Source organism: Cupriavidus sp. FW305-46 (genome assembly GCF_058787075.1).
In genome coordinates, this window is record NZ_JBYSZI010000020.1 from 66,893 (window position 1) to 80,282 (window position 13,390).

Annotated in this window: 10 protein-coding genes; all 10 read right to left on the bottom strand. The window is 68.0% G+C overall.

Annotated elements, in window-relative coordinates; all coding sequences use genetic code 11:
- Positions 1-5: 5 nt before the first annotated feature.
- Positions 6-1,142: a glutamine-hydrolyzing carbamoyl-phosphate synthase small subunit gene (gene carA, locus AC3WON_RS12280; protein ID WP_492320592.1), complete on the bottom strand. Its 1,137-nt coding sequence runs from the start codon at positions 1,140-1,142 to the stop codon at positions 6-8.
- 334 nt (positions 1,143-1,476) lie between these two features.
- The gene (locus AC3WON_RS12285) at positions 1,477-1,887 is read right to left on the bottom strand and encodes a RidA family protein (protein WP_010814323.1); all 411 of its coding nucleotides are present in this window, start codon (positions 1,885-1,887) and stop codon (positions 1,477-1,479) included.
- Positions 1,888-1,935: 48 nt separating this feature from the next.
- Positions 1,936-2,361 carry an acyl-CoA thioesterase gene (locus AC3WON_RS12290; protein WP_492320591.1) on the bottom strand — a complete coding sequence of 142 codons (426 nt, stop codon included), beginning with the start codon at positions 2,359-2,361 and terminating at the stop codon, positions 1,936-1,938.
- A complete protein-coding gene (locus tag AC3WON_RS12295) occupies positions 2,358-4,070 on the bottom strand; it encodes an AMP-binding protein (RefSeq protein WP_492351919.1) in 1,713 nt (570 codons plus the stop codon). Before AC3WON_RS12295 ends, AC3WON_RS12290 begins: the two co-directional genes overlap by 4 nt.
- Before the next feature lie 59 nt (positions 4,071-4,129).
- Positions 4,130-5,299 (bottom strand): acyl-CoA dehydrogenase family protein, encoded by a 1,170-nt coding sequence (locus AC3WON_RS12300; protein ID WP_492351920.1) that lies wholly within the window; start codon positions 5,297-5,299, stop codon positions 4,130-4,132.
- A 6-nt stretch (positions 5,300-5,305) separates the two neighbouring features.
- Positions 5,306-6,157, bottom strand: a complete 852-nt coding sequence (locus tag AC3WON_RS12305) for an enoyl-CoA hydratase family protein (RefSeq protein WP_316150529.1) — start codon at positions 6,155-6,157, stop codon at positions 5,306-5,308.
- 32 nt (positions 6,158-6,189) lie between these two features.
- The gene (locus AC3WON_RS12310) at positions 6,190-6,993 is read right to left on the bottom strand and encodes an SDR family NAD(P)-dependent oxidoreductase (protein ID WP_492320588.1); all 804 of its coding nucleotides are present in this window, start codon (positions 6,991-6,993) and stop codon (positions 6,190-6,192) included.
- The gene (locus tag AC3WON_RS12315; RefSeq protein ID WP_492320587.1) at positions 6,990-9,344 is read right to left on the bottom strand and encodes a bifunctional salicylyl-CoA 5-hydroxylase/oxidoreductase; all 2,355 of its coding nucleotides are present in this window, start codon (positions 9,342-9,344) and stop codon (positions 6,990-6,992) included. The genes AC3WON_RS12310 and AC3WON_RS12315 overlap by 4 nt, the downstream gene beginning before the upstream one ends.
- 171 nt (positions 9,345-9,515) lie before the next feature.
- A complete protein-coding gene (locus AC3WON_RS12320) occupies positions 9,516-11,408 on the bottom strand; it encodes a propionate--CoA ligase (RefSeq protein ID WP_492351921.1) in 1,893 nt (630 codons plus the stop codon).
- Positions 11,409-11,594: 186 nt separating this feature from the next.
- Positions 11,595-13,286, bottom strand: coding sequence for a transglycosylase SLT domain-containing protein (locus tag AC3WON_RS12325; RefSeq protein ID WP_492351922.1), 1,692 nt, complete (start codon positions 13,284-13,286; stop codon positions 11,595-11,597).
- Positions 13,287-13,390: the final 104 nt, after the last annotated feature.

Consider the following 13,390-nt stretch of genomic DNA (forward strand, 5'->3'; position numbering starts at 1 on the left):
CCCGCTTACTTGCGCGCGTCCGTCATCAGCTTGATGAAGCGGTCGAACAGGTAAGCCACGTCGTTCGGACCGGGCGACGCTTCCGGGTGGCCCTGGAAGCAGAAAGCCGGCTTGTCGGTCAGCGCGAAACCCTGCAGCGAACCGTCGAACAGCGACTTGTGCGTCACGCGCACGTTCGACGGCAGCGTGTCCGCATCGACCGCGAAGCCGTGGTTCTGCGACGTGATCACCACGCGGCCATCGTCCAGGTCCTTGACCGGGTGGTTGGCGCCGTGGTGGCCGAACTTCATCTTCAGGGTCTTGGCGCCAACTGCCAGCGCCATGATCTGGTGGCCCAGGCAGATGCCGAAGGTCGGGATGCCGCGCTCGATGAACTCGCGCGTGGCGGCGATGGCGTAGTCGCACGGCTCGGGGTCGCCGGGGCCGTTGGACAGGAACACACCGTCCGGATTCAGCGCCAGCGCGTCGGCGGCGCTCGCCTGCGCGGGCAGCACCGTGACCTTGCAGCCGCGCTCGGCCAGCATGCGCAGGATGTTGTACTTGACGCCGTAGTCATAGGCGACCACGTGGAATTGCGGCTTGTCCTGCTTGCCGTAGCCTTCGCCCAGCTTCCATTCGGACTGGGTCCACTCGTACGGTTCCTTGACCGAGACCACCTTGGCCAGGTCCATGCCGGCCAGGCCGGGGAACGAGCGGGCCAGGTCGATGGCCTTCTGGACATTGTCTTCGCCGGCCAGGATGCAGCCGTTCTGGGCACCCTTTTCGCGCAGGATACGCGTCAGCTTGCGCGTATCGATGCCGGCGATGGCCACCACCTTTTCCTGCTTCAGGTAGTGGGCAAGGGTGTGCTCCTTGCGGAAGTTCGAGGCCAGGATCGGCAGATCCTTGATGATCAGGCCGGCGGCATGGACTTTCGTGGCTTCGACATCCTCAGGATTGACCCCGTAGTTACCGATATGCGGATACGTCAGCGTGACGATCTGCCGGGAGTAACTCGGGTCGGTGAGGATTTCCTGGTAACCGGTGATGGCGGTGTTGAACACCACTTCACCGATGGTATGGCCGGAAGCGCCAATGGAATAGCCACGAAAGACCGTGCCGTCTGCAAGCGCGAGAATGGCGGACGGAAAAGACGGTAACACGGGTAGGCTCCTGCTGGACTCACCCCGTGACCGACCAATCGACGCCTCGTGCCTCCCAGGCTGGATCCGTGACGGCGGCAGCGGCATTGCGCCGATGCGGTCGGATCCGGTTGCGACATGCTCCTTGCGTCACATTGAATGCGGACAGCAAAGGCGGCGCGGCTGGGGGCGGCGGAAGGTGGAAAGCGGTAGGCGCTAGGGTGAAGGGTTCTGAAAGCGAAACTTTCGAATTATATCCCGCGCAACCCAATTTCTCAAGTTTTCAAGGACTTGCACGCGGCAGGCGCCGGCTGCGCCACGCCGCCGGCCACCATCCAGCCCTGTGCCTGCTACGTTACGCCCGCGGCGGCACGACCGCCGTGACCTCGATTTCCACCTTGGCGCGCGGCTCCACCAGGTCCGCGACCTCGACCGCCGTCATCGCCGGAAAGTGGCGGCCGATGATGGCCCGGTAATGCTGGCCGATCGCCCCATAGGCGCCGACATATTCCGCCTTGTCCTTCACATACCAGGTCATGCGCACGATATGCTCGGGCAGCGCGTCGCCGGCCGCCAGCACGGCAACCACGTTGCGCAGCGCCTGTGCCACCTGCAGGCCGAAGTCGTCGGTCTCGAATTCACATTTGCCGGTCCAGCCGATCTGGCCGCTGACAAAGAGGAGGCGGCTGCCGACCTGCATTTCGGTCATGGTGCCGTTGGCGTAGCCACGCGGGGGCGCCCAGTCGGGCGGCTGCAGGATGTTCATGGTGCGTTTTCCTGTTGGTATCTGTATGAGTAGATGGAATTCGGGGATTCAGGCCGTCGCGACTAGGTAGGACGACATGGCCTGGCGCACGGCATCGGGCAACGGCTGCGGAGCAATCGAGCCGGTATCGACGCAGACCAGCCGCTGCGTCACTTCCATGCGGGTATCGTCATGCGGGCCGGCGAAGCGGATCGCGAGGGTAAAGCTGGACTGGCCCAGCTTCAGCACGCGCAGCTCGCGCGTCAGCACCTCGCCCAGCCGGCTCGGAGCCAGGAAGCGGCACTCCAGCTCGGCGGTCGGCACGCCGGCGCGGCCCTCGCCATGCATGGCATCGAAGGGCCAGCCCAGCGCCTCGCTGAACCAGTCTTCGATCAGGTCGTTGAGCATCTCGAAATAGCGCGGGTAGAACACGATGCCCGCGGCGTCGCAGTGCTTGAAGCGCACCAGGACGGTGCTGCGGAACACGGGGCTCATGGCTTCCCCGCCTGGTTGACGCCGCCATTGCCGCCGCCATTGCCGCCGCCATTGCCGCCGCCATTGCCCTGCTCCGCCATCTGCCGCAGCCGGAAGCGCTGCAGCTTGCCGGTCTCGGTGCGCGGCAGCGCCGGCACGAACACAATGCGGCGCGGATACTTGTAGGGCGCGATCTGGCGCTTCACGTAGTCCTGCAGCGCGGTGCGGGTAGCGTCGTCCGCCGCCACGCCCTCGCGCAGCACCACATAGGCCATCACCACCTGGCCGCGCCCGTCGTCGGGCGCGCCGACCACACCGCATTCGGCCACTGCCTCGTGCTGCATCAGTGCGCTTTCCACCTCCGGCCCGGCGATGTTGTAGCCGGCTGAGATGATCATGTCGTCCGAACGCGCCTGGTAGAAGTAGTAGCCGTCCTCGTCGACGAAAAAGGTATCGCCCGGCAGGTTCCAGCCCGCCTTCACATAGTTGGACTGGCGTGGATCGTCCAGGTAGCGGCAGCCGGTCGGCCCCTGCACCGCGAGCTTGCCGACCTGCCCCGGCGGCAGGGGCTGCATGTTCTCGTCGACGATCTGCGCGACATAGCCCGGCACCACGCGCCCGATCGCGCCCGGCCTGACCTCGGCGCCGGCGCTGGAGATAAAGATATGCATCATCTCCGTGCCGCCGATGCCGTCGGTCATCTCGATGCCGGTGGCCGCCTTCCAGCTCTGGCGCGTGGCGTCCGGCAGGGCTTCGCCGGCCGACACGCTCTTCTTCAGGCTGGACAGGTCGTAGCGCCGCGCCAGCGCTGCCATCTGCCGGTAGAAGGTCGGGGCGGTAAAGACAATGGTGGCGCGGAAATCCTGGATCAGCCCGAGCAGCGTCTCTGGCGTCAGCTTCTCGGCCAGCACGGCGCTGGCGCCGATGCGCAGCGGGAAACACAGCATGCCGCCCAGCCCGAAGGTGAACGCGATCGGCGGCGTGCCGCAGAACACGTCGTCGGGCCGCGGGCGCAGCACGTGGCGCGGGAACAGGTCGCACATGGCCAGCACGTCGCGATGGAAGTGCATGGTGCCCTTGGGCTGGCCGGTGGTGCCGCTGGTAAAGGCGATCAGGCAGACGTCGTCGCTGGCGGTGTCGCAGGCCTCGAAGGCATCCGGCTTGCCCGCCATCGCCGCCTCCAGCGAACCCTCGCCTTCACCGTTGAAGTACAGCGTGCGCGCCAGGCTCGGGCAATGGAATTCGCCGCCGGCCTGCAGGTTGGCATCGAGTTCCTCGCGCAGCCGCGCATCGCACAGCGCGGCGCTGACCTGGGCCTTGTCGATGATCTGCTTCAGTTCCTTGGCGCGCAGCAGCGGCATGGTCGGCACCGCGACCAGGCCCGCCTTGAGCGTGGCCAGCCAGCTGGCGGCCATCATCAGGTTGTTGGGCCCGCGCAGCAGCACGCGATTGCCGGGCACCAGCTGCATGTCCTCGACCAGCACATGGGCGATGCGGTTCACCAGCGCCGCCAGCTGCGCATACGTGACCGTCTCGACCTGTCCGTCGCGGCGATGGCGGATGGCGATGCGCTCGCCGCGGCCTTCGCGCACATGGCGGTCTACCAGTTCCACCGCGGCATTCATCCGCTCCGGGTAGTCGGTATCGGCATTGAAGCGGAACACCGGCCACATATCGGGCGGCGGCAGGCGGTCGCGCGCGAAGGTATCGAGGTGGGCTGTGGTCGCCATGGCTTGTCTCCTGTCTGCTCTGTATCGGTACGGCAGTTCGTGGGTGGCACGCGGGCGCGTCAGGCTTTGCGCCCGGCCAGCGTCTCGCGCGCAATGATCAGCTTCTGCACTTCGGTGGCGCCTTCATAGATGCGCAGCGAGCGGATCTCGCGGTACAGGCTTTCCACCCGCGTGCCGACCTTGACGCCCAGGCCGCCGAACATCTGCACCGCACGGTCGATCACCTGCTGCGCATTCTCGGTCGCCACCATCTTGGCCATGGCCGCCTCGCGCGTGGTGCGCTGGCCCTTGACATCGCGCAGCCAGGCCGCGCGGTAGGTCAGCAGCGCCGCGGCGTCGATCGCGGTGGCCATGTCGCCGATGGCGGCCTGCGTCAGCTGCAGGTCGGCCAGCACGCCGCCGAACATCGGGCGCGCGCAGGCGCGCGCCAGTGCATCGTCCAGCGCGGCGCGGCCAAAGCCCAGCGCCGCCGCCGCGACGGAGGCACGGAAGATGTCGAGCGTCATCATCGCCACCTTGAAGCCCTGCCCCGCCTCGCCCAGCCGGTTGCCCACGGGCACGCGGCAGTTGTCGAAACGCAGCGTGGCGAGCGGGTGCGGCGCCATCACGTCGATGCGCTCGGCGATGGTCAGGCCCGGCGTATCGGCGTCCACCACAAAGGCGGAGATGCCGCGCGCGCCCGGCGCCTCGCCGGTGCGCACGAACACGCAGTAGAAGTCGGCAATGCCGCCGTTGGAAATCCAGGTCTTGGCGCCATCGATCACATAGTGGCTGCCGTCGTCCGACAGCCGTGCGCTGCACTGCATGGCGGCCACATCGGAACCGGCCTCCGGCTCGGACAGCGCAAACGCGGCAATCGCCTCGCCGCGGGCCACGCGCGGCAGGTAATGCGCGCGCAGCGCATCGCTGCCGGCCAGCGAGATCGCGCCCGAGCCCAGCCCCTGCATGGCAAAGGCAAAATCGGCCAGGCCGTCATGGCGCGCCAGGGTCTCGCGCAGCAGGCACAGCGAGCGCGAATCCAGCGCCGGCAGCGCGCCGCCGTGCGCGGCCGGCACGCAGTAGCGCAGCCAGCCGGCATCGCCCAGCTGGCGCACCAGCGCGCGGCAGGCGGCGTCGGTATCGCTGTGGTCGACATGGAGGTGTTGCGCGCACCAGGCGTCCAGTTCGCGCTCCAGTGCGCGGTGCGCGTCGTCGAACAGCGGCAGGTCGAGATAGGTCTTGTCGGACATGGCGCTTCAGTCCCCTTCGAACACCGGCTTGGTCTTGGCGACGAAGGCCTCGTAGGCGCGGCGGAAGTCGCGCGTCTGCATGCAGATGGCCTGGGCTTCGGCCTCGGCCTCGATGGCCTCGTCCAGCCCCATGTTCCATTCCTGGTGCAGCAGCTTCTTGGTCACGCCGTGGGCAAAGGTCGGGCCGGCGGCCAGTTGCGCGGCCAGTGCCTGCGCCTGGGCCAGCACCGCTTCGGACGGATGCAGCGCATTGAAGAAGCCCCACTGCAGGCCCTCTTCCGCGCTCATCGAGCGGCCGGTGTAGAGCAGCTCGCTGGCACGCCCCTGCCCGATCACGCGCGGCAGCAGCGTGCACGCGCCCATGTCGGCGCCGGCCAGGCCGACGCGCGTGAACAGGAACGCGGTCTTGGCCTGCGCCGTGCCCAGGCGCATGTCGGAGGCCAGCGCCATCATCGCGCCGGCGCCGGCGCAGATGCCGTCGACCGCGCTCACCACCGGCTGCGGGCAGGCGCGCATGGCCTTGACCAGATCGCCGGTCATGCGCGTGAAGTCGAGCAGCTCAGGCATGGTCATGCGCGTGAGAGGCCCGATGATCTCGTGCACGTCGCCGCCCGAGCAGTAGTTGCCGCCCGCGCCCGTCACCACCACCGCCTTGATGTCGCTGGCATAGCACAGGCCGCGGAACAGATCGCGCAGCTCGGCGTAGGAATCGAAGGTCAGCGGGTTCTTGCGCTCCGGCCGGTTCAGCGTCACGGTGCCGACCTTGCCGTCGCCGGACACCGACCACAGGAAGTGCTCCGGCTGGTAGCCGGCAAAGCTGCGCTTGTGGTGGCGCATGTCGAGTGCGATCTCTGTCATGGGTTCTCTCTCAGGTCCTTGTGCTGTCGTTGTCAGCCGGCCATCACCTCGCCGCCGGCCACCGGGATTGCCTGGCCGGTGATCGCCGCGGCGGACGGCTGGCACAGCCAGGCCACGGCGTCGGCCACTTCCTCGGGCTGCACCAGGCGGCGCTGCGGATTGCGCGCGGCCAGTTCAGCGCGGGCCTCGGCTTCAGTGCGGCCGGTCTTGCCGACGATATTGGCCACCGCGTCGCGCACGATGTCGGTTTCGGTATAGCCCGGGCAGACCGCGTTGACGGTCACGCCCTTGGCCGCGGTTTCCAGCGCCAGCGCGCGCGTCAGGCCGATCACCCCATGCTTGGCCGCGCAATAGGCACTGACATAACCATAGCCGATCAGGCCGGCCGTGCTCGCCACATTGACGATACGGCCCCAGCCCGCGTCGAGCATCGCCGGCAGCGCCGCCTGCGTGCACAGGAAGGTGCCGGTCAGGTTCACGTCCAGCATGCGCTGCCACAGCGCGGCGTCGGTCTTCAGGAACGGAGCGCTGTGCGCCTGGCCGGCATTGTTGACCAGCATCGACACCGGGCCGGCCTGTTCCGCGGCGGCGGCGAAGGCGCGTGCCACGCTGTCGGCATCGGCAATATCGGCCGTGACAAAGGAGACTACGGCGCCTGCGGAAGCAAGCTCACGCAGCGCTTGCACGGTCGCCTGCAAGGCGCCGGCATCGCGGCCCAGCAGTGTCACGCTGGCGCCGTCGGCCAGCAGCCGGCGCGCGATGGCCGCGCCGATGCCGCGCCCGCCGCCGGTGACCAGCGCGTGGCGCCCTGACAGTGAACCCGTGCTGCGCGTCATCCCTGCTTCTCCTGCGCCGCGGCGCGTTCCAGGTTGGTTTCAAGTTGCCGCTTGCCGGCCTGGTACTGCTTGGGCCAGGCGATATCGCGATAGCCGATGCGCGCCGCTTCCTGCAGCGTCCAGGCCGGGTTGGCCAGATGCGGCCGCGCGATCGCGCACAGGTCGGCACGGCCCGCGGCGATGATCGAGTCGACGTGGTCGGCCTCGAAGATCGCGCCCACGGCAATGGTGGCGATGCCGGCTTCGTTGCGGATGCGGTCGGCAAACGGGGTCTGGTACATGCGGCCGTAGACCGGGGCCTGGTCCGGGCTGACCTGGCCCGACGAGCAGTCGATCATATCGGCGCCGGCGGCCTTGAAGGCGCGTGCGATCTCGATCGCGTCGTCGGGGGTGATGCCGCCTTCGACCCAGTCGTGCGCCGAGATGCGCACCGACATCGGCTTGTGTTCCGGCCACACCTCACGCACCGCGGCAAACACCTCCAGCGGGTAGCGCAGCCGCGCGGCCAGCGAACCGCCGTATTCATCTTCCCGCGTATTGGTCAGCGGCGAGATAAAGCTCGACAGCAGGTAGCCGTGCGCGCAGTGTAGCTCCAGCCAGTCGAAGCCGGCCTCGGCGGCGCGGCGCGCGCTGGCGACGAAGTCATCGCGCACACGGTCCATGTCTGCGCGCGTCATCTCGCGCGGGGTCTGCGACTCGCCCGGCAGGTAGGGCAGCGGCGAGGCCGAGATCACCGGCCAGTTGCCGTCCGGCAGCGGATGGTCCATTGCCTCCCAGCCGAGCTGGGTCGAACCCTTGCGGCCCGAGTGGCCGATCTGCATGGCGATGCGCGCATCGCTGTTGGCATGCACGAAGTCGACGATGCGGCGCCAGGCATCGCGCTGTGCGTCGTTCCACAAACCCGGGCATCCCGGCGTGATGCGCGCATCGGGCGACACGCAGGTCATCTCCGCCACCACCATGCCGGCGCCGCCCAGCGCGCGCGAACCCAGGTGGACCAGGTGGAAGTCGCCGGGCACGCCGTCGGTGCATGAGTACATCGCCATCGGCGACACCACCACGCGGTTCTTCAGCGTGACGCCGCGCATGCGGAACGGCGTGAACATCGGCGGCAGCGGCTGATGCTCGCGCAGTTGCAGGCTTTCCGGTTGCACGCCGGCCTGCCGCGCCAGCCAGTGCTCGAACTGCGCCACGTAGTCCGCATCGCGCACGCGCAGGTTCTCATGCGAGATGCGCTGCGAGCGGGTCAGCAGGGAATAGGCGAACTGCTCCGGCGGCAGGCTGCCCGCGTAGCGCTCGACGTTCTCGAACCATTCGGTCGAGTTGCGCGCCGCGTTCTGGATCTTCAGCACTTCGACGCCGCGCGTGGCTTCGTAGCGCGACAGTGCATCGGGCAGGCCGTCATGACCCCTGCCACGGATTTCCTCGGCCAGGTCAATCGCATCTTCCAGCGCCAGCTTGGTGCCCGAACCGATCGAGAAGTGCGCGGTGTGCGCGGCATCGCCCATCAGCACCACCGGCACGCGGCGGCCGTCGGGCAAGGTGTTCCAATGCACCCATTGGCGGCAGATCACGCGCGGGAAGCGGATCCAGATCGCCGAGCCGCGCAGGTGCGCCGCATTGGTGATCAGCTTGTTGCCGTCGAGGTAGCGCGCGAACAGGCGCTCGCAGTAGGCCACGCCCTCTTCCTGGCTCATCTGCTCGATGCCCGCGGCGCGCCAGACCGACTCCGGGGCCTCGACGATAAAGGTCGAGGTGGTGTCGTCAAAGCGGTAGGCGTGCGCCTGGAACCAGCCGTGCTCGGTCTTCTCGAAGGCAAAGGTGAAGGCGTCGAACAGCTTGTGCGTGCCCATCCAGACAAAGCGGCACTGGCGCGTGTCGATGTCAGGCTGGAAGGTGTCGGCGTAGCGGGTGCGGATGCGGCTGTTCAGGCCGTCCGAGGCGATCACCAGGTCGGCCTGGTATTGCATCGCCAGCGCCTGGTCGTCGGACACATCGATCTCGAACACCAGCTTCACGCCCAGCGCCTCGCAGCGTGCCTGCAGGATATTGAGCAGGCGCTTGCGGCCGATGCCGATAAAGCCATGGCCGCCGGAGCGGATGGTGCGCCCGCCGATATGGATGTCGATATCGTCCCAGTGGTTGAAGGCCGCGTTGATCTCGGCCGCGCTGACCGGGTCGGCTTGCTTCAGGTTGTCCATGGTGGCGTCAGAGAACACCACGCCCCAGCCGAAGGTGTCGTAGGGCCGGTTGCGCTCGACCACGATGACCTCGTTGGCCGGATCCTGCAGCTTCATCAGCAGCCCGAAGTACAGGCCTGCCGGGCCACCACCAATACAAAGCACTCGCATCTGTCGCCTCCTGCCGGCTGCGCCGGGCACCTTTGCCCAGGATCACACCGCCATCTAGATGATGTCTAAATATTTTATGCTTCAAATATTAGACTGCATCACGGCCGATGGCAAGGGCGGGATGCGGAGTGCCCCGCACGGCACCCGCATCCCACGCCCTCAGCCCGCCATCTAGCCTTTCAGCGCTGCCTGCAACTGTTCCAGCGCACCCGGGTCCTCGATCGTGGTCAGGTCGCCCGGATCGCGTCCTTCGGCCACCGCCTGCATGGCGCGCCGCAGCAACTTGCCGGAGCGCGTCTTGGGCAGCGCATTGACAAAGAATACGCGCGCCGGCCGCGCCACGGCACCCAGTTGCTGCTCCACTGTCTTCATCAGCTCGCCCTCCAATGCCAGCCGCGCTTCGGCCGTGGCCGTGCGCGCCGGATCGCGGGCGATGCAGAAGGCCATGGCCACCTGCCCCTTGAGCGCGTCCTGCACGCCCACCACCGCCACCTCGGCCACGGCGGCGTTGGACGACAGGCTTTCCTCGATCTCGCGGGTGCCCAGCCGGTGGCCGGCCACGTTGATCACGTCGTCGGTGCGGCCCAGGATAAAGACGTAGCCGTCGGCGTCGCGCACGCCCCAGTCGAAGGTCGAATAGCACAGCCGGTTCGGCACCGCCTGCCAGTAGGTGCGCACGAAGCGGTCGTCGTCGCCCCAGACCGTGCTCATGCATCCCGGCGGCAGCGGGCCGTCGATGGCGACCACGCCCTTCTGCCCCGGCGGGCATTCAGCGCCGGTGTTCTCGTCGACGATCTTCAGGTCATAGCCATAGGCGGGCACGCCGGGCGAGCCCAGCTTGGGCGGCAGCGCCTCGATGCCGCGCTGGATCGCGAGGATCGGCCAGCCGGATTCGGTCTGCCAGTAGTTGTCGACCACGGGCTTGCCCAGGCCGTCCTGGATCCAGCGCGCGGTGGGCTCGTCCAGCGGCTCGCCGGCCAGGAACAGCAGGCGCAGGCTGGACAGGTCATAACGCGTCAGCCAGGCCGGGTCCTGCTTCTTCAGCACGCGGATCGCGGTCGGCGCGCTGAACATCAGGTTGACCTGGTATTGCTCCACCAGCCGCCACAGGATGCCACCGTCGGGGCGGATCGGCGTGCCTTCATACATCAGCGTGGCCATGCCGGCCAGCAGCGGGCCGTAGACGATATAGCTGTGCCCCACCACCCAGCCGATGTCCGACGCGGTGAACATGGTGTCGCCGGGCTTGCCGCAGAAGATGTATTCCATCGAGGTGGCCAGCGCCACCGCGTAGCCGCCGGTATCGCGCTGCACGCCCTTGGGCTTGCCGGTGGTGCCGGAGGTGTAGAGCACGTACGACGGCTCGCTCGATTCCAGCCACACGCACGGCACCTGCACGCCGGCCACGCGTTCGCGCCAGGCGGCGTAGTCCTCATCGCGGCCCTCGGTACGGGGCATTTGCGCCAGTTGCCGGTCCACCAGCAGCACCTTCCCGGGCTGGTGCGACGAGAGCCGGATGGCCTCGTCCAGCAGCGGCTTGTAGGGCACCACCTTGCCGGCGCGCGAGCCGGCGTCGGCGCTGACCACCACGCGCGGCCGGGCATCCTCGATGCGCGCGGCCAGGCTGACCGAGGCAAAGCCGCCGAACACCACCGAATGGATCGCGCCGATGCGCGCGCAGGCCAGCATGGCAAAGGCGGCTTCCGGGATCATCGGCATGTAGATCAGCACGCGGTCGCCCTTCTGCACGCCCAGGCCCTGCAGGATCGCGGCCATGCGGCTGACTTCGTCGTGCAGCTCGGCGTAGGTAAAGGTGCGGGCCTGGTCGGTCTCGCTCGAGACCCAGTGCAGCGCCGGCTGGCTGGCGCGGGCCGCCAGGTGGCGGTCGACCGCGTTGTGGCACAGGTTGGTGCGCCCGCCGGCGAACCAGCGCGTAAAGGGCGCGCGGCTGTTGTCGAGCACCTGGCCGAACGGGGTTTCCCAGTCGATGCGCGCCGCCTGTTCGGCCCAGAACCCCTCGGGGTCGGCCAGCGAACGGGCATGCACGGCATGGCTTGCCGTCATGTCTGTCTCCTCCGCGTCTGCGGTCATTGTGATGATGACCGTAGTTTGCCACCGGCGCGGGTGCGCGTGGACACAGATTCGGAGAGGGGCGCGCGGGCCCCGGGGGCCGGCACATGAAAAAAGGGGCGTGCCGACGGCATCGCCCCTTCTTGCGCCATGCGGCGGACCAGCCGGCGCCTGCATTCGTCAGCGGGCCTTGGCCCCCTTGGCGCCGGCCTTGGCCGACGCCTTGACGGTCGGCCCCGGCTTGGACTCGCGCACCACGCGCGCCGGCGCCGCCTTGACTGCCGTTCGCCGCGAGGCCGCCTCGACGGTGACGCGCTTGCGCGGCTCCGCCTTGCCCGCCTTGCCCTTGGCCGAGACCCGCACGATGCCGCCCTTGCTGCTTCGCTCGGAACGCTCCGCACGGTCGGCGCGCTCGGCACGGTCAGCCTGTTCGGCACGTGCCGCCCGAACCGCGCCGGCGCCGCGCACCGGCACCATCAGCACCAGGCTCTGCCCGGCGACCAGCTTGGTGCCGGAGAGCTTGTTCCACGACTGCACCTGCCCCGCCGAGACGCCATAGCGCCGCGCCACCGAGGCCACGGTGTCGCGCCGGCCGGCTCGCACCACCACGCGGCGCGCATCCGGCAAATCAGGCTCCATCGCCAGCATGGCGCTGTCGGCCAGGGTCGCGCTGATATCCTGGTCGTGGCGGCCCGAGCGCGGGATCATCACGGTCGAGCCGGCCTTCAGGCGCATGCCCTTCGGGATGCTGTTGATCTCGCGCAGCGTATCGGCGTCGACGTTCAGCCGTGCCGCCAGCGCTTCGATACGCTCACGGCTGTCCACCGTCACCGCCGACCAGCTCGACAACCCGCCGCGGTAGGTGTTCAGGTTGTACTGGAAGCGCTCGGCGTTATCGAACGGCAGCAGGATCTGCGGGTTGGACGCGCCCAGGATCACGGGCCGGTTGAACGACGGGTTGAGCGCCTTGAATTCCTCTACCGACATGTCCGCCAGCTTGGCCGCCAGGTTCACGTCGATATCGCGCGAGGTGGTCACCGTGACAAAGTACGGGTGGTCCGGGATCTCGGGCAGCTTGACGCCATACGCGGCCGGGTTGGCGATGATGTTCTTGACCGCCTGCAGCTTCGGCACGTAGTAGCGCGTCTCGTTGGGCATGGGCAGGCTGGCGTAGTCGGTCGGCAGCCCTCGCGCCTGGTTGCGTGCGATCGCGCGCGACACCGCGCCCTCGCCCCAGTTGTACGCCGCCAGCGCCAGGTGCCAGTCGCCGAACATGTCGTAGAGCCGCGCCAGGTAGTCCAGCGCGGCGTCGGTCGAGGCCAGCACGTCGCGGCGCTCGTCGCGGAACATGTTCTGCTTCAGGTTGTACGACTTGCCGGTGCTCGGGATGAACTGCCACATGCCGGCCGCCTTGGCGGTGGACTGGGCCTGCGGGTTGAACGCGCTCTCGACGAACGGCAGCAGCGCCAGCTCGGTCGGCATCTTGCGCCGTTCCAGCTCTTCTACGATGTGGTACAGGTAACGGCTTGAGCGCCCGACCATCCGTTCCATGTATTCCGGCCGCTGCGCATACCACTGGGTGCGATCATCGACCAGCGTGCCCTCCAGGTCCTGCATGGCAAAGCCGCGCCGGATGCGGTCCCAGATGTCGCTGGACGGGCCGCGCAGCCAGTCCAGGCCACCCTGGTCGACATTGATCGTGGATGCGGAAGAAAGCGCCGATTTGTCGCTGAGCGAGTTGAGCGGGTCCTGGCGCTTGGCGGTCTGGGCGGTCGCGGCGCCGTTGGCGCCATCAGGCGGCGTGGGGGTGCTGGCGCACGCTGCAAGCAGCGCGGCGCACGCGACCACCGCCAGTAATCGACCAATTTTCATTAAGTTCTCGAATCGTGACGCCAAAAGGATGCGTGATGCTAAAAAAAACCGCGTATCGCGTCAATCAGATTTTCCATATAGCCAATATCCGCCGGGCAGCCGGA

Coding starts and splice junctions, on each gene's coding strand:
- AC3WON_RS12305 (WP_316150529.1), bottom strand. CDS start 6,157: ATGACAGAGATCGCACTCGACATGCGCCACCACAAGCGCAGCTTTGCC.
- AC3WON_RS12310 (WP_492320588.1), bottom strand. CDS start 6,993: ATGACGCGCAGCACGGGTTCACTGTCAGGGCGCCACGCGCTGGTCACC.
- AC3WON_RS12325 (WP_492351922.1), bottom strand. CDS start 13,286: ATGAAAATTGGTCGATTACTGGCGGTGGTCGCGTGCGCCGCGCTGCTT.
- AC3WON_RS12320 (WP_492351921.1), bottom strand. CDS start 11,408: ATGACGGCAAGCCATGCCGTGCATGCCCGTTCGCTGGCCGACCCCGAG.
- AC3WON_RS12290 (WP_492320591.1), bottom strand. CDS start 2,361: ATGAGCCCCGTGTTCCGCAGCACCGTCCTGGTGCGCTTCAAGCACTGC.
- AC3WON_RS12295 (WP_492351919.1), bottom strand. CDS start 4,070: ATGGCGACCACAGCCCACCTCGATACCTTCGCGCGCGACCGCCTGCCG.
- AC3WON_RS12300 (WP_492351920.1), bottom strand. CDS start 5,299: ATGTCCGACAAGACCTATCTCGACCTGCCGCTGTTCGACGACGCGCAC.
- AC3WON_RS12315 (WP_492320587.1), bottom strand. CDS start 9,344: ATGCGAGTGCTTTGTATTGGTGGTGGCCCGGCAGGCCTGTACTTCGGG.
- AC3WON_RS12285 (WP_010814323.1), bottom strand. CDS start 1,887: ATGAACATCCTGCAGCCGCCCGACTGGGCGCCCCCGCGTGGCTACGCC.